Source organism: Deinococcus sp. Arct2-2, assembly GCF_004801315.1.
Lineage (GTDB): Bacteria > Deinococcota > Deinococci > Deinococcales > Deinococcaceae > Deinococcus.
Map to the genome: position 1 here is coordinate 1 of NZ_SSNW01000025.1, position 20,380 is coordinate 20,380.

At 62.7% G+C, this 20,380-nt stretch carries 18 protein-coding genes; 10 read left to right on the top strand and 8 right to left on the bottom strand.

Going from position 1 to position 20,380, the window contains the following annotated elements; genetic code table 11:
• Window positions 1-220 precede the first annotated feature (220 nt).
• From E7T06_RS11645 to E7T06_RS11660, 5 genes are all read right to left on the bottom strand, one after another.
• Window positions 221-1,825, bottom strand: a complete 1,605-nt coding sequence (locus E7T06_RS11645; RefSeq protein WP_136365960.1) for a gamma-glutamyltransferase family protein — start codon at window positions 1,823-1,825, stop codon at window positions 221-223.
• A 208-nt stretch (window positions 1,826-2,033) separates the two neighbouring features.
• Window positions 2,034-3,506 carry a tetratricopeptide repeat-containing diguanylate cyclase gene (locus E7T06_RS11650; protein WP_136365961.1) on the bottom strand — a complete coding sequence of 491 codons (1,473 nt, stop codon included), beginning with the start codon at window positions 3,504-3,506 and terminating at the stop codon, window positions 2,034-2,036.
• A gap of 111 nt (window positions 3,507-3,617) precedes the next feature.
• Window positions 3,618-4,538, bottom strand: a complete 921-nt coding sequence (locus E7T06_RS11655; RefSeq protein WP_136365962.1) for a histone deacetylase — start codon at window positions 4,536-4,538, stop codon at window positions 3,618-3,620.
• A gap of 414 nt (window positions 4,539-4,952) precedes the next feature.
• Complete coding sequence (locus tag E7T06_RS21240) at window positions 4,953-5,129, bottom strand: hypothetical protein (RefSeq protein WP_168733499.1); 177 nt, start codon at window positions 5,127-5,129, stop codon at window positions 4,953-4,955.
• Window positions 5,130-5,957 carry an inositol monophosphatase gene (locus tag E7T06_RS11660; RefSeq protein WP_240741016.1) on the bottom strand — a complete coding sequence of 276 codons (828 nt, stop codon included), beginning with the start codon at window positions 5,955-5,957 and terminating at the stop codon, window positions 5,130-5,132.
• A gap of 31 nt (window positions 5,958-5,988) precedes the next feature.
• On the opposite strand from E7T06_RS11660, the gene E7T06_RS11665 reads away from it, so the two are divergent.
• The 8 genes from E7T06_RS11665 to E7T06_RS11700 all read left to right on the top strand — a co-directional run bounded on the left by E7T06_RS11665 (window position 5,989) and on the right by E7T06_RS11700 (window position 13,924).
• Window positions 5,989-6,621 carry a hypothetical protein gene (locus E7T06_RS11665; RefSeq protein ID WP_136365963.1) on the top strand — a complete coding sequence of 211 codons (633 nt, stop codon included), beginning with the start codon at window positions 5,989-5,991 and terminating at the stop codon, window positions 6,619-6,621.
• Window positions 6,622-6,768: 147 nt separating this feature from the next.
• The gene (gene purB, locus E7T06_RS11670; protein ID WP_136365964.1) at window positions 6,769-8,076 is read left to right on the top strand and encodes an adenylosuccinate lyase; all 1,308 of its coding nucleotides are present in this window, start codon (window positions 6,769-6,771) and stop codon (window positions 8,074-8,076) included.
• Window positions 8,077-8,319: 243 nt separating this feature from the next.
• On the top strand, window positions 8,320-8,688 hold the full coding sequence (locus E7T06_RS11675) for a phage holin family protein (RefSeq protein ID WP_136365965.1): 369 nt from the start codon (window positions 8,320-8,322) through the stop codon (window positions 8,686-8,688).
• 17 nt (window positions 8,689-8,705) lie between these two features.
• Window positions 8,706-9,620 (top strand): pantoate--beta-alanine ligase, encoded by a 915-nt coding sequence (panC, locus tag E7T06_RS11680; protein ID WP_240741023.1) that lies wholly within the window; start codon window positions 8,706-8,708, stop codon window positions 9,618-9,620.
• Complete coding sequence (locus E7T06_RS11685) at window positions 9,617-10,693, top strand: PilT/PilU family type 4a pilus ATPase (protein WP_136365967.1); 1,077 nt, start codon at window positions 9,617-9,619, stop codon at window positions 10,691-10,693. Before panC ends, E7T06_RS11685 begins: the two co-directional genes overlap by 4 nt.
• 58 nt (window positions 10,694-10,751) lie before the next feature.
• Window positions 10,752-11,222, top strand: a complete 471-nt coding sequence (greA, locus tag E7T06_RS11690; RefSeq protein WP_136365968.1) for a transcription elongation factor GreA — start codon at window positions 10,752-10,754, stop codon at window positions 11,220-11,222.
• Between the two features lie 325 nt (window positions 11,223-11,547).
• Window positions 11,548-13,056 (top strand): 4-alpha-glucanotransferase, encoded by a 1,509-nt coding sequence (gene malQ, locus E7T06_RS11695; RefSeq protein WP_136365969.1) that lies wholly within the window; start codon window positions 11,548-11,550, stop codon window positions 13,054-13,056.
• A gap of 295 nt (window positions 13,057-13,351) precedes the next feature.
• Window positions 13,352-13,924: a cob(I)yrinic acid a,c-diamide adenosyltransferase gene (locus tag E7T06_RS11700; RefSeq protein ID WP_136365970.1), complete on the top strand. Its 573-nt coding sequence runs from the start codon at window positions 13,352-13,354 to the stop codon at window positions 13,922-13,924.
• A 79-nt stretch (window positions 13,925-14,003) separates the two neighbouring features.
• Here E7T06_RS11700 and E7T06_RS11705 read toward each other — a convergent pair whose 3' ends face one another.
• From E7T06_RS11705 to rsmA, 3 genes are all read right to left on the bottom strand, one after another.
• Window positions 14,004-15,188 (bottom strand): N-acetylmuramoyl-L-alanine amidase, encoded by a 1,185-nt coding sequence (locus E7T06_RS11705; RefSeq protein WP_346763205.1) that lies wholly within the window; start codon window positions 15,186-15,188, stop codon window positions 14,004-14,006.
• A gap of 314 nt (window positions 15,189-15,502) precedes the next feature.
• On the bottom strand, window positions 15,503-16,438 hold the full coding sequence (locus E7T06_RS11710; protein WP_136365971.1) for a carbohydrate kinase family protein: 936 nt from the start codon (window positions 16,436-16,438) through the stop codon (window positions 15,503-15,505).
• 132 nt (window positions 16,439-16,570) lie between these two features.
• Window positions 16,571-17,443: a 16S rRNA (adenine(1518)-N(6)/adenine(1519)-N(6))-dimethyltransferase RsmA gene (gene rsmA, locus E7T06_RS11715; RefSeq protein ID WP_136365972.1), complete on the bottom strand. Its 873-nt coding sequence runs from the start codon at window positions 17,441-17,443 to the stop codon at window positions 16,571-16,573.
• Window positions 17,444-17,647: 204 nt separating this feature from the next.
• Here rsmA and E7T06_RS11720 point away from each other — a divergent pair, with 204 nt between their 5' ends.
• On the top strand, window positions 17,648-18,619 hold the full coding sequence (locus tag E7T06_RS11720; RefSeq protein ID WP_136365973.1) for a tetratricopeptide repeat protein: 972 nt from the start codon (window positions 17,648-17,650) through the stop codon (window positions 18,617-18,619).
• 222 nt (window positions 18,620-18,841) lie between these two features.
• Window positions 18,842-20,341, top strand: coding sequence for an NAD(P)H-hydrate dehydratase (locus E7T06_RS11725; protein WP_136366001.1), 1,500 nt, complete (start codon window positions 18,842-18,844; stop codon window positions 20,339-20,341).
• Window positions 20,342-20,380: the final 39 nt, after the last annotated feature.

The window sequence follows — 20,380 nt, forward strand, 5'->3', positions numbered from 1 at the left end:
GGGCACTGGTTCACCCGCGCCCTTCTGAAAGATCTCTTGTGACAAATGCTCTAAGCTGATTGCTTGACATAGAGCGTGTCCGCCGCTTGCACGCCCCCTCGCCCCGCTGCTTCGCAGCGCCCCTCCCCCACAGTTGGAGAGGGGAAAATCAGATGTGTAGGAATCTCTTTATCTGCGTAGCACAGGTTCACCCACGATCTACCCTCCACACTCTCTCCCCTCACCACGCCGCGATATGCCCATCCGTCCGGCTTTCCGTACCGCCCTCCAACACGCCCGTTTCAGCATTCCGGCGGATCATCTGGCCCCGGCCAAACGAGCCGGAATCGAGTTGCACGCGCACATCGTGGCCTAATTCAGCCAAAGCGCGGGCGGTGGCGGCAGGCAGGCTGTGTTCCACCTCTACCGACTTGCCCGCCAGCCATTGCCAACGCGGGGCGTCTAGCGCCTGCTGCGGGTTCATGCCGTAGCGCACGGTGTTCAGGACGACTTGCAGGTGGCCCTGCGGTTGCATAAAGCCGCCCATGACCCCAAACGGGCCAACGGGTGTGCCGTCTGTGCGGCTCAGGAAACCGGGGATGATGGTGTGGTAGGGGCGGCGTCCGGGCGCGAGGGCGTTGGGATGGCCCGCCTGAAGGCTGAAATTGTGGCCCCGATTGTGCAGCGCGATGCCAGTGTCGGGAATCACGACGCCGCTGCCGAAGCCAATGTAATTACTCTGGATCAGGCTGACCATCTGGCCCTCATCGTCGGCGGTGGCGAGATACACCGTGCCACCCGTGCTGGGCGCGTGGGTGCTGGGATCGTGGGCAGCGGGGCCGAGATGGGCGCGGTGGGCGGCGGCGTTGGCGCTGGACAGAAGGTGCGCGGCGTCCACAGGCACATGGCGCGGATCACCGACGAAGGCGTGGGCGTCGTGGAACCCGCGTTTCATGGCTTCGATTTGAAGGTGCAGGCCCGCCGGATCGCCGGAGTGGTCGGGCAGCGGCAGGCCGTCCAGCACATTCAGCGCGATCAGGGCGGCAATGCCCTGGCCGTTGGGCGGAATCTCGTGGACGCGGTGGCCCATGTACTCGGCATGAATGGGCGTGACCCACTCGGACTGGTGGGCGGAAAGGTCAGAGGAACGCAGAAGGCCGCCTGTGGCACGGGCATGGGCGTCTATTTGGGCGGCGAGGTCACCCTCATAAAACGACGCGCCGGACGTAGCAGCAATCGCTTCCAACGTGCGGGCGTGGGCCTCGCTACGCCACAGGGTACCGGGCGCGGGTGTGAAACCTGACGGGGCGAAGGTGCGGAACCACTCGTCTAGCAGGGGCAGATTCAGACCGCTATAAATGCGAATGGCCCGCGCCCAGCCCGCCGCCAGCACAGGCGAGAGCGGATAGCCGCCGCGTGCATAGGCAATAGCTGGGGCCAGCACCGCCGCGAATGGCACGCGGCCAAAACGGGCGTGTAGGTCGGCCCAGCCGCGCACCGCGCCGGGCACGGTCACGGGCGTCCAACCATGTTTCGGCATCTGGCCTGCGTGCCGCTCCGCTAGCGCATCCAAGCTCAGGGCTGCTGGGGCCGCGCCGCTGGCGTTCAGGCCGTGCAATTCTCCCCCAGCCCACACCAACGCAAACAAGTCGCCGCCGATGCCGTTGCTGGTCGGCTCCAGCACCGTCAGGGCAGCGGCAGTGGCGATGGCCGCATCGACCGCGTTGCCGCCCGCTGCCAGCACACTTTGGCCCGCCTGAGCCGCCAACGGTTGCGAAGTGGCGACCATGCCGCGCCGCGCATACACCGGACGCCGCACGACAGGAAATTCGGGTTGAAACGTCATGGTGGGAAGCTTAGAGCATGGATAAGGGGCGTGTGGATAGAACTGGCGGGGGCAGAGATTGTCAGTGAAGACTGGGCAAGCCGGAACACCCACAACAGGAGCATTCCGGATAGTCGACAGAATTCACAACTTTGGTATGAGGCGGGAAAAGCTAAGCTGGGACAGTGAAAGCAGAAGCCCCATGCCGCTGCTCAGCCCTTGACTCCGCTCAGCACACAGAATCGCGTTCGGGATCGTAGACCGAGCTCACTTGCGGCCCGGTTCTGCCCGACTCGCGGGGCAAATCATGGCGCAGGCGGTTGCCTCCGGCGCGTTTGGCGGCGTACATCAGTTGGTCGGCCCGGTCTAGCGCGGTGTCCAGCGAGTCGTCGGGAACCAGCGTCAGGCCGATGCTGACCGTCACGGGGCGAGTCGTCCACGCGTGGTCTTGCACGGCCAAACGAAAGGCTTCTAGGGTAGGCACGAGGCCGGGTTGACCCGCCGAGCGCACCAACACGAATTCTTCTCCGCCGTAGCGGGCCACCAGATCACACGGCAGGGCGTGAGAAGTGAGCAGAGCGGCAATGTCGCGCAGCACGGCGTCCCCGGTGGCGTGGCCGTGCGTATCGTTGACCCGTTTGAAGCGGTCTACGTCTATCATGGCTGCCTGAGCGGGGGCGCTGGCCGTCCCGTCTGCCAAGCGCCGCGCTCCCTCGGTCATCAGGTGTTGGCGGTTGTGCAGGCCAGTGAGCAGGTCGGTGATACTGCGGCGCTCGGCGGCGGCGTGTTGGGCCTCAGCCTGTGCCAACGAAGCTTCGAGTTCGGCCAAGCGTTGGGCCTGCCGCGCATTGGCCAGCCCGATCATGGCGAGGGCCAGCGTGGCCGGGTCAAGGGGTTGATGCACGTCCATAGGGTTTCGTTCGGCTTCCTCTTGTTCGCCCCGATCCTGCGCCCAGCGCACCCGACTCAGCTCTTGGGTCAGCAGCACGCTGGCACGGGCACGCTCGACTTCGGCCTCCAAATCCTGAGACTGCGGAATCTGGTCAAGTTGTTCAAAATACGCCTCAGCCGCCGCGATTCTACTCTGCTGCACGTTCAGAACCACCAGTTGAGACAAGGCCAACATGTGCAGCACCACGTACCCGTCTTGGCCGCGCTGCACAGCGAGGGCGTACTGCTGCTCGGCGTCGCTGGGCTGGCCGCGCCGCTGATACACCATGCCCAAGTTCAGGTGGGCCACCCCAGCTTGCTCGGACGCGCCGCACTGCTCAAACAGGGCCAGCGCCTCTTGCAACAAAGGCACCGCTTTAGCCGAATCCAGATCAATCAGGGTCAGCGCCAAATCGTGCTTGGCGTGCGCCAATTCCAACTGATTGTCGCAGCCCTGCGCCACAGCCAGTTGCTCGGTATACAGCGCGTGTGCCGCACCAAAATCTAGCCGCGCCATCAGCAGTCCAGCGCGGGTGTTCAGGGCACGCGAACGCCAGACGTCGGGCGCAGTCAACTCGGAGAGCGCTGCGTCGATTTGGGAAAAGGCCTCGCTATACGCTCCGGTGCGCCAATTGAGGTACGCCAGCAGCACACTCCGCACAGGCGACGGCGGCTGTGACTGCGCCCACTGCCGCGCCGACGCAGGATTCAGTTCACGGTTAGCCCACGCCCGCTCGGCAGCGGGAAGTGGAGTGGGCGTGAGTTGCGGCATCCAACTAGAATAGGCAACTTCTTCGCTCTACATTGAGATGTTTTCAGCATCTTAAGACCCCTGACAGGGGGTGAAGATAGGCGTAAGGGCGGTCAGGATAGAAAAATCGTTTCAGTGGGCGAACACATCTAGACCGGCCACGACGACACTACTGTGGGCCTCCACTGTCAGGGCGTGGTCACGGTTGTAGCCGCCTGCCATCAGGGTAACGACCGGAATGCCCGCCTGCCGCGCCCACGTCAGGACGGTGTGGTTGCGCTCATAGACCCCGTCCAGCGTAAGGGCGAATCGGCCGAAGCGGTCTCCGGCCAGCACATCGGCCCCGGCCAGATAGATCAGTAGATCAGGCCGGAAGGCTTGCACGGCAGGCAGCGCCGATTCCCGCAACACAGTCAGGTATTCGCTGTCTGTGACGCCATCGGACAGGCCCAGATCAAGGCTGCTGCGTTCCTTGCGAAACGGGTAATTGCGCTCGCCGTGAATGCTGAGGGTATACGCCCGCGTTTCGGCCCCCAGCAACGCCGCCGTGCCGTTGCCCTGATGCACGTCCAGATCAAGGATTGCCACGCGCCGCGCCAGCCCTTCATCCAGCGCGATCCGGGTCAGAATGGCCGCGTCGTTGACCAAACAAAAGCCCTCCGCACTGGCCGCAAACGCATGGTGCGTGCCGCCCGCGAGGTTCGCGCCCCAGCCCACTGCCAGCGCGTCGTGCAGGGCCGCCAACGATCCGCCTGCGGCCCGCCGCGCCCGCTCCACCACGCCCAAGCTCCACGGCAGCCCGAAGGCGCGTTCTTCCTGTGCCGTCACTTCGCCGCGCCGCCAGCGCCTCAGCCAAATGGGGTCATGCACGCGGGCAGCATCGGCCCAGCGCAGGTTGGGAGTGTCTAGCACGGGCAGCAGGCCAGACAACCGGTCACGCACTCCTGCGTACTTATAGGCGGGAAAGCGGTGGCCTTCGGGCAGAGGAAACGTGTAGGCGGCGGGCGTATAGGCGCGGAAGGGGTGGGTGAAGGTGGGCGGCGGGGCGGTCACGGGGTCAGTGTGGCGCGGTGGGGGCTGGGGGGTGGGATGGAATGGCACGATTTGGGGGAGTTGGACTTATATTTGGGGATTGTTGGGCTTGTCCCACGCTTTCCCCCACCCCCCAGCCCCCGCCCCCAAAGGGGTCAGGGGAGTTGGTCGCTCCGCTGAGGAGTATTGATCTTGCCGCTTTCAAACTCTCCCTAATCCCTCATCTGAAGCGGAATTGCTAGTCGTCTTGACACTGGAATTGGCCCGCGCGTTGCACGCACGACGGCCTCACACCGAATTGGGCGGGGACGATGTGGGTTTGCTTTTAGCCCCTCACCCTTGTCTGCGACAGCTCGCAGGGAGGGGGGAGGTTGGGACTCGTAGAGCTGCGCTAGCAGAGGGGGTGAGTGAGCTTCAGCGATTGCCCTCTCCGCCCTACCCGTTCTCCCGCATCTCCCGCAGAATCCAGAATCCCAACGCATTCAGCCCCAGCACGAACAGCACCGATCCCAGCGCCGCCCAGATTTCGCCGCGCCCGAATTGCATGATGATGCTGAAGAGGCCGCCTAGATTCAGGCTGACTAGCAAGACCAACAGTAGGCCGGGAAGCACCTAACTGCCGCCTTCTTGCACCAATTCTAAGAGTTCGGCGTGCAACAGGCCGTTGGTGGCGACGATCATTTCTCCGTGCGGTGTGGGCGTTCCGGCAGCGTCGGAGACTTGACCGCCCGCTTCTTGCAAGATCAGGCTTCCGGCGGCCACGTCCCAGCGCTTCACACCGATTTCCCAGTAGGCGTCCATGCGCCCGCAAGCCACGTTGCACAGGTCTAGCGCCGCTGCTCCGGGCCTCCGCACAGGCACACCCAAGCGCAGGAGGCGGGCCACCAACGCCAGATTGCGTTCACCGCTGTTGTCGTAGGGAAACCCAGTGGCAACGAGCGCGGGCGTGGTCAGGGTAGGCGTAGCACTCACGGCGACGGCTTGACCGTTGAGGAATGCGCCGCCGCCTAATGTGGCCGTAAACAGTTCGTTGCGGGTGGGATCGAACACCGCGCCCGCGATGGCCTCGCCGCGCCATTCCAACGCTACCGACGCACAAAACACCGGGTAGCCGTGCGCGTAATTTACAGTTCCGTCCAGTGGGTCGACTACCCAGCGAAAGTCTAATTTATGAGGGGCTGATTCTGCCTCACCGTCACCCAAGCCTTCTTCTTCACCCAGCACGGCATGACCGGGGTAAATCTCGGCTATCACGGCGCGGATGACCCGTTCGGCTTCACCGTCCACTTCCGTGACCAGATCGGCGTAGGTGGTTTTGGTCTGCACGATGCGGGCCGTGCCCAAGTGCGCCAGATGCACAGCCCCCGCCGCCCGTGCCGCCGCCACAGCAACAGCCAAGAAGGGGGCGAGGTCAGAGGGAATGGAACCAAATGCAGTCACGTACAGAGTGTAGAGGCTCAGAATGTTGGTAATGAAATCTTCTCGAATCTTGTGGCTCACATTGGCTGCTGCGGCTCTCACTGGCTGTACCCCAGTTCAGAACGTGGCGACCCTAAATTTCCGGGCTGATGCGGCGGGCGGCGAGATAGATGCGGCGACGCTGTTGCCTGCTCAGCTGGTTCCCGCAGACCGCCTGCTGAGCGTAACTGAGGCCGTGGAGCGTGCCCCAGACGGCAGCGTGATTGTGGCTTGTCAGGCGGGGCCGCGTGGGGTGTTGTCGTGGGGCCTGTGCAGCCACGTGACACGCAAGCTGTCGGCAGGCTTTCTGACCGAATCGCCCAACTTGTTCGCGGGCGGCGTGCAAACCGTGCCGACGTCTACCCTGTACCGCCGCACCGTGGTGATCGTGCTGGACGCAGGCGTGAAGCCGGAAATGCTGCCCGCGCTGAGGGCTGAAGCCATGCGCCTGAACCATGCGCCCTACGGCATAGGCGGCTTGGGGCCGGACTACGACTGCTCCACTTATCAGAATGCTTTGCAGCACGCCGTAGGACTGCCGGATGTAGTGCCGCGCAATGCGTGGGGAATTTATTTGCCGCAAGACGCGGTGGCGGGGGGGCGCGTGCTGTGGGTTGGGGTGCAGAAGGTGGAGGGTGGATCGTAGAACGTGGGGAGGGCGTAGGCGGGCAGCAAGATGAGGGTTTTGGCTCTCAACTTTGGGAACAGCCCGAAAGATTAATTTCACACCTCTACAATCCGCAACGCGCAACCTACAACCCATTCTTGCTACGCTGCCCCCCGTGATTGCCCAATGATTGACCGCTACCTGACCCCCGAAATGAAGGCGCTGTGGAGCGAAGCCAGCAAATACCGGGCGTGGCTGCGGGTAGAACTGGCCGCGATGCAGGCTCAGGCCGCGCACGGCGAAGTGCCCGCCGACGCTCACGCCGCCCTGACTGCCCGCGCCGCCGCCGACCCGCTGGACGAGGCATTTGCGGAGCGCGTGGCCGAAATTGAGGCCGTGACCCGCCACGACATCGTGGCCTTCACGCGGGCGTTGACCGAGCGTTACGGCGAGGAAGCCCGCTTTATTCATCACGGGCTGACCAGTACCGATGTGGTAGATACGGCCCAAAACCTGCTGCTGGACGAGGCATTGACGGTCATTCTGGCCGACGCCGCCAAGCTGCGCGAAGTGTGCCGCGTTCAGGCGGTGGCCTACAAATACACGCCCACGGTGGGCCGCACGCACGGTATTCACGCCGAACCGATGACCTTTGGCCTCAAGTTCCTGAACTGGATGGCGACGTTAGACCGCGACGCCGAACGCCTGACCGCCGCCCGTGAGCGTGTGCGCGTGGTGATGCTGTCGGGCAGCGTGGGCACGTATGCCCATGTGAGTCCTGAAATTGAGGAAGCCGTCGCCGCCGCGTGGGGCTGGACGGCTGCACCGATTACGAACCAAACGCTGGCCCGTGACCGCCACGCCGAAGTCCTGTCGGCACTGGCGATTTTTGGCACCACGCTGGAGCGGATCGCCGTCGAAATTCGCCATCTGCAACGCAGTGAAGTGCGCGAGGCGATGGAACCGTTTGGCAAGGGACAGACGGGCAGCAGCTCCATGCCGCACAAGAAAAACCCGATCCTGACCGAAAACGTGACCGGATTTGCACGCTTGCTGCGCGGCTTCCTCACGACTGGGCTGGAAAACGTGGCCCTCTGGCACGAGCGCGACATCAGCCATTCCAGCGCCGAGCGCGTGATTTTGCCCGACGCCACCGCCGCCGCCAGTTACGCCGCCCGACGCCTGACCGGGGTGCTGCGCGATCTGGTGGTCTTCCCCGAACGGATGCTGAAGAATATGAACGACCTCGGCGGGTTGGTGTTTAGCCAGCGCGTGCTGCACGCCCTCATCGACGAAAAAGGCATGAGCCGCGAAGCCGCCTACGAACTGGTTCAGCGCAACGCCCTGCACAGTTGGGAAACGGGCGAAGGTCTGCGCGACCTGCTGAAAGCCGACGCCGCCAACCCTCTAAATGATGCGGAATTGGACGCCGCTTTTGATCTGGCGTTCTATTTGCGGCACGTGGATCATATGTACGGGCGGTTTGGGCTGTAGAACTATGACTGGAACGCAGGAAAGGCGTCTAAGAGTCTAAGAAGGGCAATCGCTGGCGCTCACTCACCCCCTCCCAACCTCCCCCCTCAAGGGTGAGGAGCTAAAACCAAAGCTCTTTACTTTTGCCTTTAGCCCTCGCCCCTTGCGGGAGAGGGGCGCTGCGCCAGCAGCGGGGTGAGGGGGCCACCAAGAAAACGCCCCCGCCCCGCCTCTCCCCCACTCCGCACGGTTTATGCTCTCTCTATGGGCTTCTTAATTCGCTTGCTGGTGAATGCGCTGGCGCTGTACCTCCTGACCCTCGTTTACAGCGGCGTGCGCTTTACGCCGGGGGCCGACGTGGTGGGCGTCATTTTGGCCGCGTTGGTGCTGGGCATCGTGAACGCGCTGATCCGGCCTGTGCTGCTGCTACTCAGCCTGCCGGTGAACGTGCTGACGCTGGGGCTGTTTACGTTGGTGGTGAACGCGGTGGTGCTCTGGATCGTGGCGGGCGTGACCGTGCTGGACGTGACCGGCTTTGGCGCTGCGTTCATCGGGGCCATCGTGCTGGCGGTCATCAGTTGGGGGCTGGATGCTGTGGTAGGCGCACTGGGTCTGGACGGCAAGCGGGAGTGAGCAGCGCTGTGACCACGCTGCCGCAAGTTATCAGCGACCCCGCCGAACTGCGCTCGGTACTAAGTGGGCGCGGGCGCGTCGGCTTTGTACCCACAATGGGCTACTTGCACGAAGGCCACGCCACCCTGATCGCACAGGCGCGGGCCGAGTGCGACCTGTTGGTGGTAAGCATTTTCGTGAATCCGCTGCAATTTGGCGCGGGCGAAGACCTGAACAAGTACCCGCGTGACTTGCCACGTGATCTGGGCGTGGCAGGCGGGGCTGGGGCCGATGTGCTGTTTACGCCGTCCGTAGACCTGATGTACCCCGATGGTTTCGCCACCCGCGTCACCGTGTCGGGCGTCAGTGACGGGCTGGACGGGGCTTCGCGGCCCGGACACTTTACGGGCGTGGCGACGGTAGTCCTCAAGCTGCTGAATCTGGTACGCCCTGACCGCGTGTATTTGGGAGAAAAAGACTGGCAGCAATTGGCCGTGCTGCGGCGCATGGTGCGTGACCTGAACGTGAATGTAGACGTGATCGGTGTGCCTACAGTGCGGGCAGCGAGCGGACTGGCTCTCAGTAGCCGCAATGCTTACCTAACGCCGGGGCAGCAAGCGCGGGCCGCCGTGCTCCACCGGGCGCTGCGGGCCGTGCAGGACAGGTACACGGCGGGTGAAACGCAGGTGCAGGCGCTTCAGCAAGCGGGGTTGGATGTACTGGCACAGGAGAGCGCCGTGGAACTGGATTACCTCAGCATCGTAGACGGCAAAATGCAGCCGCTCCACGCTGTCCAGCGGCTGGGGGTTCAGGCGGCGGAACGTGACAGGAATGACAGAGCGGAGGCCGACAATAGGAACATGACCCGTGTGCTGCTGGCCGCCCGCATGTTCGGCGTGCGCCTGATCGACAATTTGCCCCTCAAGAGTCAAGATCAACAGGCGCAAGCATGACCCTCGACGAATTGCTGCGCGAAATGGTGACCCGGCGCGTGTCGGACGTGCATTTGCAGGCAGGCAGCCCGCCTATGGGCCGAGTCGACGGCGTATTGATGCCGTTTGGCACGCAGGCCCTCATGCCGCCCGATACCCTCAAGCTGGCGCAGGCGCTCCTGACGCCCGATCAGTGGGAGGATTTCGAGTACCGCAACGAGTTGGACACGGCCTACAGCGTGGCCGGACTGGGCAGATTTCGCTGCAACGTGTTCCGGCAACGCGGCGCGGTGGGCATCGTCATGCGAATCGTGTCGGATTCTATTCCGGGCTTCGAGTCGTTGGGATTGCCGGTAGACGTGATGAAAAGTTTTGCCGAAGCCTCACGCGGCCTGATTTTGGTCACGGGGCCGACAGGGGCGGGCAAAAGTACCACGATGGCAAGCCTGATCGACCACATCAACCGCAACTACTCGTACAACATCATTACCATCGAAGACCCGATTGAGATTTTGCACCGCAACAAAAAATCCATCGTGGTGCAGCGCGAAGTGGGCAGCGATACCCGCGATTTCCGCACGGCCCTGAAGTTTTCTATGCGCCAAGACCCAGACGTGATCATGATCGGTGAGATGCGCGACAAGGAAACGGTGGAAGCCGCCCTGACTGCCGCGCAAACCGGGCATCTGGTCCTCAGTACGCTGCACACCCAAGACGCCGTCAAAAGTGTGAACCGTATCATCGACTTTTTTGCTCCCTACGAGCGCGACCAAATCCGGCTGCTGCTGGCCGAATCGTTGGTGGGGATTGTCAGCCAACGCCTGCTGAAGCGGGCCGATGGCGTGGGCCGGGTGCTGGGCACCGAGATTTTGCTGGCCACGCCGTTGGTGCAGGAATACGTGAAGGACGAAGAAAAAACCGCCCTGATCAAGGACGCGCTGATCGAAGACAACATTCGGGGCATGCATACCTTCGACCAAAATCTGGTGCAACTGTACCGCCACAACCTGATTACGATGGATGAGGCGATGGACAACGCCAGCAGTCCGCACGAACTGAAACTGATGATTACCAAGGCGGGATTTGCGTACTGACGTGCAGGCGGAGAGAGGCAGCCCCCACTCACGCGCCCGCGCTCTATACTCTGGTGTTATGACCAAGGAACGCATCACGATGACGAAGCGCGGCTACGACAAGCTGCAAGAAACTCTTCAGCACCTCAAGACCACGCGCCGGGAGCAGATCAGCGAGTACATGGGATCGGCGCTGGCCGACGGCGACTTGCGCGAAAGTGCCGCCTACGACGAAGCCCGCATGCAGCAAAGCGAGAACGAAGGCCGCATCGTGGAAATCGAGCACCAGCTTGAGCGCTCGATGATCGTGGCCGAGGATGCCAGCGGCGGCATTGGGCTGGGGGCCAAAGTGATGGTCAAGGACGCCAAAGGTGTGGAGCGCAAGTTCGAACTGGTCGGCACCTACGAAGTCGATGTGCTGAACGGCAGAATCAGCGACGCCAGCCCGATTGGCGTGGCGCTTGCCGGAAAGCATACGGGCGACTCCGTAACGGTACAACTGCCTAAAGGCACCATGCAATTTGAGGTGCTGAGCGTCGAATACGACTGAATTCGGGCGCTGAGCTAGGGGTGAGGCCACGCGCCTTGCCCCTGTTTTTTGCTGGATGTGGCCCGCGCTCATAGAGCCTCTGATAGGGAATCCAGACCAGTTCTTTTGCGTCACTCTTGCCGTCCACTTCAGCCATACTTGAGGATTCGGCACAATTCGCGCCAACCTTGGGTAGAATCGGGCCAGAGATACACAGGCTTCAGACTAGGAATGCAAAGTCCTTCCGAGATGGAAGCACTTCCATTGCGCTCCGGTCAGGCACGGCGATTCAGTCCAGATAATTCAATACAGGCAGTGTTCAGTACAGAGAGTGCGGAGGAAATTCATGACGATCAAGCGTTCCAGCGGAGTTCTACTTCATCCCACCAGCTTGCCCGGCCCTTACGGCATCGGCGCGTTGGGCGTTCATGCGCGGCAGTTTGTAGACTGGCTGGCCGACGCGGGGCAGGCCTACTGGCAAGTGATGCCGCTGGGGCCAACCGGCTACGGCGACAGCCCCTATCAGGCGTTCAGCGCGTTTGCGGGCAACCCGTACCTGATCGATCTGGAGACCTTGCATGCAGACGGCCTCTTGGAAGACAGTGACTTTACGGTGGTGCCCGAATTTGATCCCCGCAAGGTAGATTTTGGGCTGCAATACGTGTGGCGCAACCAAATGCTAGACCGCGCCTATGCTCATTACGCATTCGGCGGCTCACAGCACCTCAAGGAAGAATTTGAGGCGTTTAAGGCCGAAGAAGCCGCGTGGCTCGATGATTATGCGCTGTTCATGGCCCTCAAGGATGCTCATGGCGGCCTGCCGTGGAATGCTTGGGAAGCCGCGACCCGTGACCGCGAAACTGGGGCGTTGGCCCAAGCCCGAGAGTCGTTGGCTTCACCCATTGAACGCGTCAAGTTTATTCAGTTTCTGTTTTTTCAGCAGTGGCGGGCCATTCGCGCCTACGCCGCCGAGCGCAAAGTGCAGATCGTGGGCGACATCCCGATTTTTGTGGCGATGGATTCCAGCGATGTCTGGTCTAACCGCGATCAGTTTTACTTTGACGATCAGGGCCAGCCGACGGTAGTCGCAGGTGTGCCGCCCGACTATTTCAGCGCCACCGGCCAACTGTGGGGCAACCCGCTGTACAACTGGAAAAACATGCAGGCCGCTGGGTTCAAATGGTGGATCGAGCGTTTTGAAGGCAGTCTGAAACTGTTCGATCTCGTCCGGATTGACCACTTCCGGGGCTTTGCCGCCAGTTGGGAAATTCCGTTTCCCGCCGAAACGGCCATTCAGGGCGAGTGGATTCCCGCGATGGGGCAGGAAATGTTTGCCGCTGTGCGGGAAGCCTTGGGCGTGCTGCCCATCATTGCCGAAGACTTGGGCGTGATTACCCCCGACGTAGAGAAACTGCGCGACGATTTCGGCTTTCCCGGCATGGCCGTGCTGCAATTTGCCTTCGGCGGCGGGGATTTTAGCGTCAACGACTTTTTGCCGGAAAACTTGCGAGAAAATCAGGTGGTGTACACCGGCACGCACGACAACGACACCACACGTGGGTGGTGGCAGCACGCCGAGGAGCAGGAGAAACACAATTTCCGCACCTACACCAGCAGCGATCCCACCGAGGAAACCTTCGCGCCTCAGCTGACGCGCATGGCCTTCGAGAGCCGCGCCAACCTAGCCGTCGTGCCGCTACAAGACCTACTGAACTGGGGCACCGAAGCCCGCATGAACTTGCCGGGAACCACGGGCGATCACAACTGGACTTGGCGCTACGGCAGCGATGACCTGTTGCCCCAAACGGCGGCGCAGTTGCGGGCGTTGACGGAAGAAACGGGCCGTTTGGCGTAATAAGAGCCTGTGTGGTGTGGGCTGTAGGACGTGGGGAAACCTGCGCCTATGGCCTGTTTTTTTGGTTTGAGAATGGAGTTGAGGTGGAAGGTGAACCCCCCCGTTGCTTGCGCAACGCCCCCCCTTAGAGGTGGGGACTAAAGATTTTGCGCTCCCCTTTAAGGGGGGCTGGATGCGAAGCAGACTGGGGGGTTTACACGCAACATTGGCGGGCGCTCCCCTTGAGGGCAGGACAAAACATCCAATCTCGCCTCTTCCCACATCTAGCAGCCCACAACCCACTACCCTGTATGCCATGAAGCTCTACACCAAAACAGGAGACGGCGGCACCACCGGGCTGTACGGCGCTGACCGCGTAAGTAAGGCGCATGTGCGCGTGGAAGCCTACGGCACAGTGGACGAACTGAACAGCGTGCTGGGGCTAGCGCGGGCGCACAATACGCGCAGCCATAAGCCTGACCCCAGCCTAGACGCCGATCTGGAATACCTGCAAAACGCCCTGTTCGACTTGGGCGCAGATTTGGCAACCCGTCCGGGCGGCATCTACGAAAAAAATCTGAGCCGAATAGATGCCGAAGACGTGACCTTTTTGGAAGCCATGATCGACCGCTATCAGGCCGATGCGCCGCCGTTTACGGGATTTGTGCATCCGGGGGGCACTCCAGCCGCCGCCACGTTGCAAGTGGCCCGCGCTGTGGCCCGCCGCGCCGAACGGGACGTGATCCACCTGATGCACGAAGAAGACACCAACCTTCACGCACAGGTGTATCTGAACCGCGTGTCCGATCTGCTGTTCATCATGGCCCGCGCCGTGAATCAACGCAGCGGCATCAGTGAAGAGGCGTGGAATGTGAAGAAGCGACGCTAAATCACAACAATCAGCAGGGCTTCAGCCAAACCATCGCTGAAGCCCTGCTCTTTTCCCACTGACCACTCACCACTGACCGTTATTTGGTATTCAGGAAATCCAAAATAGCCCGCGCTATCGCCTGTGCAATGCGGTCACGGTAGGCCGGATTGGCAAGGCGTGGGCCTTCGGTGGGACTGCTGCCAAAGCCGATTTCGGTGAGGATGGCGGCAGTGGTGGGGTTGCGGATTACATAGAAAGCGTCGGTATGAACGCCTCGGTTCACGGCCCCGGTGCTGGCGATCAGGTTGGCCTGCACCTTCTGGGCCAATTGGCGGCTAAAAGCGACTTTGGCCTGAGCCAGAATGTCGCCCAATAGGTTTTGGGCGCTGTTGGCGGCCTGCCGGGTCAACTCTTGGCCCACGCTGCCGCCGCCGTTTTCGCGCACGGCTTGGCTGCGGTCGCTTCCGGCCAGCGGTTGCCCAAAATAAAAGGTTTCGATGCCTTGTGCGCCGGGGCCAGCCGCATTGACATGGATGCTGACGAAGGCGCTGACCGTACCAGTCGTCGCAAGGCGGGAGCGCAGGTCAAGATCGGTGCGTTTGTCTGTGCTGAGGTGACGGTCTGTTTCACGCACCATAACCACATCGACGCCGTGCTTGACCAGTTCTGCCCGTATACGCAGGGCAATCGCCAACGTCACTTCTTTTTCGGTGACCCAACGGCTGACCATACCGGGGTCGTAGCCGCCGTGCCCTGCGTCCAGCACCACACGGGGCCGAATAATCGTGCCCGATCCAGCAGGGCGGGTGACGGCGGCAGGTGTCGTGCGGGCAGGCACGGGCCGGGGAGGTGCAGAGGCGGTGCGGGCCTGCGGTGTGGCCGGGATACGTGAGGCGGCGACGCTGGTAGGCACATCGATGACCAAACGGGCGGGCTGGCCGGAAGCGGCAGGCAATACGCTGGCTTTAGCACTGGCATGGCCTTTAGCCAACGTAACCGTAACCGTACCGCCCGCCACCGCGTAAGCCGTGACGCCGGGAGCCTTGAGCGCCCCTTGTTCGGCAGGCAGGGTGACATTCAGGCGCACCGTAACGCTTTGGCCGCTGACCTTGACCGTACTCGTGGCCGCTTTGGGCAGATTGAAGACGAGGCGCGTATAGCCGTCATGGCTGCCCACACGGGGCACGGCCAAGGCAAGCGGCGCAAGCAAAGAAAGAGTCAGCGGCACCAGCAAACGCCGGGAGGCAGAAGAAAGAGCTTGTCGAATTGGCAGGAGCTTCACTGGCATGGAGTCTAGCGGGCCAGTTGTCACAAAAAACTGGAAGGCCATGAGAACTAAGGCTCAAATGTGAGAGGTGGCGAGGGGCGAAAGTCATTCCTCAACTCCGCCATCTTCGTCTAAGAGTTGAATGCTTACTGTTTCAGCTCCTCGTAAAGCCTTCAAATCAAAACCTAAACCGCTTCCCCTACGATGTTGAAACCACCAGTAGTTGACTTGAAGTGCAGTTAACTGCACACAACTTGTCAAGACAGAAAATGGGCGGAAAAGCTATTACAGCCTCTCCGCTCACCCGTTGATACGCACCTTTTCCAACCTTATTTTTTGGTCATCACCGTTTCGAGGTCGCCGGGTGTGATTTCGCGGCTCTGGGCACCGAAGCGGGTGGCGGCCAAAGCTCCGGCGGCGTTGGCAGCGCGGGCGGCGCGGGCTAGGGGCAGACCCGACAGAGCGGCATGGGCAAAAGCAGCCGTAAAAGTATCGCCTGCGCCGGTGCTGTCTACCACGTTGCCTTCGGGCGGCACGGCGTCTACGAGTTCAGTTTCGTCGGGCGTCCAGACGATGCTGCCCATTTTGCCCACCTTTACGATCACGCGCCGCGCTCCGCCTGCGCCGAGTTGGGCGAGTGCCGTGCTGATGCTGCCCGTGCCTGTCAGGGCCAACAGTTCGTGTTGGTTCAGCATCAGGTAATCCGCGCCGATCACGTCTTGTTCCAGCTTGGTTCCGGCTTTGTTCACGGCTCCGGTGCCCAAATCAATAAACACAGGCACAGGCTTTTTGGCGTTCTTGGCGGCGTCGATGGCCTTCAGCGAATACTCGCGCTGTGGCCCTTCCGTCAGCGAATAGGCACTGATAATCAGGGCGTCGCTGGTTTCCACGTCCTTCTTTTTCAGCTTGGCCGGGTCGAGTTGGCGGTTGGCCGCCCCATCGCTGATCATGGCCCGCAGGCCGTCTGGGGTTTGCATCACCGTAATGGTGCTGGTCAGGTGATCCGGGTCACGCTGAATGGCTGCCTCGGAGACACCGCTGTCACGCACGCGGCCTAGGGCGTATTCGGCAAAGGGGTCGTCTCCGACTCGGGCCGCTAAAATAACGCTGTGGCCGAGGCGGGCCAATGTGACGGAGATGGTGCCACCCGCGCCGCCGGGTTCCATCGTGGCGCGACTGGGGGCGGTTTCGCTGCCGGGAGTGGGCAACTGGTCTAGGTGATACAAGTGGTCAACTGTAACGTCGCCGATGACGTAGAACTTCACGGGTAGAACCTCCGGGCCGGGGTGGGACGTGGCCCTACTGGTAGAAAATGAGTTGAGGTGAAGAGGACTGAATTGAGACAGACTGGGGAAAGACAGACCCCGGTTTGGTCAGACCTGCGTGTAATACGGCCTTTACCGTACCACGCCCAGCGTGCGGGCGACGGCTTCCAAGTCGCTCAGCGCCACGTCTTCGGCCCGCACGTCGGCCCGTAGGCCAGCCCCGGCAATGGCGGCGTCTACGGGTGCGCCCTCATGCCCGATCAGGCGCAGATTGTTGCGAAGGGTTTTGCGGCGGTGGTGCAGCGCGGCGTCTACGAAGGCCACCAGCGCGGGATCGGGCGTCGGGCGGGCACGGTCGAAGTCGAGGCGCACCACGCTGCTCGTTACATCGGGTGCGGGTAGGAATGCCCCTTTGGGCACGTCGCGCACATGCTTGACGCTGCCGTAGAGGGCCGCCAGCGCACTCAGGAATCCGTAGGCGTCCTGACCGGGCTTGGCAGCAAGGCGCTGCGCCACTTCCTTTTGCACCAGCACGGTGGCCGACAAAATATTTGGAGCCTGCATAAAACGCGACAGCAGCACGCCCGTAATGTAATAGGGCAAATTGGCGATGACGCGGGTTCCGGGGGGCAGCCCTGCATAGTCGAAGTCGAGGGCGTCGCCCCAGATCACGTTGACGCCTGTGCCCGCCAGTGTGTCGGCCAGCACAGGCTTCAGCCGTTCGTCTTTTTCCAGCGCCGTAACGACTGCCCCGCGTGAAGCCACTTCACGGGTCAGCACGCCGAGGCCAGGGCCGATTTCTAGCACGGGTACGCCGGGGGCGGCTCCGCCTGCTTCGGCAATGGCCCGCAAAATATTGCCGTCGATCAGGAAGTTTTGGCCGAGGCTTTTGGTGGGGCGCAGGCCGTGCAGCGTCAGCAGTTCGCGCACGCGAGCGGGCGAATACAGGGGAGCTGGAGTGGGTGAAGTGGTATCGGTCAGGTCTGAATTGGCGTCATTGTTCAAGGAAACACGTCTCCATGGGGGAAAGGCTGGGGGAAGAAAGATTGGGGTAAGGCGGCATCAGAGCAGAAGGTGACAGGCAGGCGAGACTGGCGAGCAGTCGCCCAAGGGCCGTGTGGCAGGAGTCAGCGCCTCGGAATCGGGCAGCCTGAAAAGACCGCCTCGGAACCCTCAAAGTCTGCTGGGCGGCGTCAGTATACTGCCCGCATGACCGATCCTGCCCGCGAGGGCGTTCTCTTTGCAGTGCCGGACAACGTTGCACCAGATCAACCTGCATTGGACAAACCTGCACCAGACAAACCCGTACTGGACAACCTTGTGCCAGAGAGTGAGAGGCTGCCCACACCGCCTGACCCCAAAACTGTATCCGGCCCCTCCGAACCCGTGCTGGATTGGAAGCCGTTTGCCCGGAATGGAGAATGGCGCAGGGCACAGGCGGCGGCCCATCTGTTGCCTGCGCCGCCCGACGTGTTTGCGGCGTTGGTGGCGCTGGTGGGCGTGCAAGACGATGTGCGTGCCCGCAAATACCCGGCGGCGCGGCGGGCGCTGGGCGGCTATGCCGAATCTCTGAAGGGCGGCGAGGCAGCGGGCTTGGTGGGGGAAATGGCGCTGCTGAGATCGTTGGCGGCCCCGGAAGTGCTGGATCACGGGCTGGCGGCGCTGGAAACGGGCAGCGGCATTGCCGACCCCGGCGAACTGAGCGAGGTGCTGAAGCCCGCGCATACGCACCCACTCACGCAGGCCGAGGCTTACAACGCCCTAGGTGTGCTGCACGCACTGCGCGAGGAACCAGACGCCGCCCGAAGCGCCTTTGGGGACGCCCGCCGCCTCGATCCGGGCCACTACCGGGCGCTGATGAATTTGGGCAATCTGGATTTGGAAGCAGGCCGCCCCGCCGAAGCGGAGATGTGCTACCGCGAAGTGCTGAAATTGGCCCCCGACTACGAGGGAGCGCACCACAATTTGGGCGTGTCGCTACGGCGGCAAGGCAAGGTGTACGAATCGGTGGGGTCTATTCGGCGTGCCCAACGCCTCAGCGTGCGCCGTTCTCAGCAAGAAACGCGCGAAGACATGCGCGAGCAGTTTCGGAGCAATCCCAAATTGCGGGCCGTGCGCTGGGTGTTGCTGGCGGCGGCAGTGCTGATCGTGGTGCTGATTTTCCGCAGTGCCGGGGGGTAAGAACCGTCAGTGGTGAGTGGGAAGGGCGGGGCTGGTGTGGAATCTGTGCCTGTAAGCAGACTTGGAGACTTGAGAACGCTCTGACTTGCTGGGAATGTAGAAAACCGTGAAGCAGAGGGAAGTACATGAAGTCCGATCCAGAAGCTGTCACCCAAGTGTCTTCACCCACGTTGCGGAGAAGTTGAACCCATGAACACCGAAATCGCGAACATCACCATTCCTATGACTGCCGACCCGATTCTCTCGCCCGACGGTGTGCGGGCGCTGGATGCACGGTTGGAACGGGCTGGCCTGCTGGATTTGGCGATGGAAGAAGCGGGCCGTGCAGTGGCCGACGCTGTGCAGGACGCCTTTCCAGTGGGGCGGGTACTGCTGCTGGCGGGCGGCGGGGCCAACGGCGGAGACGCGCTGGTAGCCGCACGGCATCTGGCAGCGCTGGGCCGGGACGTGCAGGTGCTGGCGGCTCCGGCGCGGCATCCCCTCACGCGGGCCAACCGCAAACGGCTAGGCGCGGTGGGTGTGCAGGCAACGGCGCTGAGTGCGGCGGCGATGGCGCGGGAACTCAAAGCAGCGGCGGTGATTGTCGACGGCCTGCTGGGAACCGGGTTCACGCCCCCGCTGCGGCCTGAACTGGCTGAGATTGTAGCGGCGGTGAACGCATCTGGCCTGCCTGTGGTGGCGATAGACCTGCCAACTGGACTGGACGCCACCCGCGCCGAGTTGCCGGGCGAATCCATTCAGGCCGCGCTGACTGTTACCCTATCAGGCCTGAAAACCGCGCTGCTGTTTGGCCCCGCCGCGCACCGGGCCGGAAGGGTCAGGTTGGCGGCCCTGCGCTTGCCCCCCGGCTGGGCGCAGGCCGAAGCTTTTGCCACCCGCCCCACGCGAGCCGACGTTGCGCGGCTGTTGCCTGTGCGTTTTGCCGATGCTCATAAAGGCACGGCGGGCCGGGTGTGGGTGGTCGGCGGCCATCCCGGTACGGCGGGCGCGGCGGCGTTGGCGGGCATGGGGGCGCTGCGGGCCGGGGCAGGCTTGGTCACGGTGTATTCATCGGCAGAAGTACCGTTGGTGATGCCCGAACTGATGATCCGGCGGCATGAGGATCTGGCTGGCGCATTGGCGAAAGCATCGGCCCAAGGCTTGCCGGACGCCGTATGCATCGGCATGGGCTTGGGGCCGTACGCGCCCGCTTTGGCCCGCTTGGTGCTGGGCTGGACTGGACTCAGTGGGGGCGTGCCCTGCGTGCTGGACGCTGACGCCCTTCAACCGGAGTTGGCAGGGCTGGGACACGACAACTGTGTTTGGACTCCGCATCCCGGCGAAGCGGCCCGCATACTGGACTGCACCACTGCCGACGTTGCCCGTGACCCGTTGGCAGCAGCCCGCACCCTGCAAGAGCGGTACGGAGGCGCGGTGATCCTGAAGGGCGGCCCCAGCGTGGTAGCGCACAGCGGCGGCCTATGGGTCAGCCGGGGCGGGCATCCGGGCATGGGCAGCGCGGGCATGGGCGACACGCTGGCGGGGATCGTGGCCGCGCTGCTAGGACAGGGCTTGACTGCCCCCAATGCGGCTCTTTGCGGCGTCACTCTGCATGCCAGAGGGGGTGAGCGGGCGGGGGCGCGGCACGGCTATGGCCTCAGCGCCAGCGATGTGAGCGGGGAATTGGGGGCGGCGTGGCTGGATGTGGTGGCGGGCATGGAAGGCGAACCCCCCCGTTGCTGACGCAACACACCCCTTAGCTGGACTTTGGCCATTGAGGAG

Bases quoted from the DNA above. Each gene is read 5' to 3' on its own strand.
- E7T06_RS11645 (WP_136365960.1), bottom strand. From the start codon at position 1,825: ATGACGTTTCAACCCGAATTTCCTGTCGTGCGGCGTCCGGTGTATGCG.
- E7T06_RS11650 (WP_136365961.1), bottom strand. From the start codon at position 3,506: ATGCCGCAACTCACGCCCACTCCACTTCCCGCTGCCGAGCGGGCGTGG.
- E7T06_RS11665 (WP_136365963.1), top strand. From the start codon at position 5,989: ATGAAATCTTCTCGAATCTTGTGGCTCACATTGGCTGCTGCGGCTCTC.
- purB (WP_136365964.1), top strand. From the start codon at position 6,769: ATGATTGACCGCTACCTGACCCCCGAAATGAAGGCGCTGTGGAGCGAA.
- E7T06_RS11675 (WP_136365965.1), top strand. From the start codon at position 8,320: ATGGGCTTCTTAATTCGCTTGCTGGTGAATGCGCTGGCGCTGTACCTC.
- E7T06_RS11685 (WP_136365967.1), top strand. From the start codon at position 9,617: ATGACCCTCGACGAATTGCTGCGCGAAATGGTGACCCGGCGCGTGTCG.
- greA (WP_136365968.1), top strand. From the start codon at position 10,752: ATGACCAAGGAACGCATCACGATGACGAAGCGCGGCTACGACAAGCTG.
- malQ (WP_136365969.1), top strand. From the start codon at position 11,548: ATGACGATCAAGCGTTCCAGCGGAGTTCTACTTCATCCCACCAGCTTG.
- E7T06_RS11700 (WP_136365970.1), top strand. From the start codon at position 13,352: ATGAAGCTCTACACCAAAACAGGAGACGGCGGCACCACCGGGCTGTAC.
- E7T06_RS11720 (WP_136365973.1), top strand. From the start codon at position 17,648: ATGACCGATCCTGCCCGCGAGGGCGTTCTCTTTGCAGTGCCGGACAAC.
- E7T06_RS11725 (WP_136366001.1), top strand. From the start codon at position 18,842: ATGACTGCCGACCCGATTCTCTCGCCCGACGGTGTGCGGGCGCTGGAT.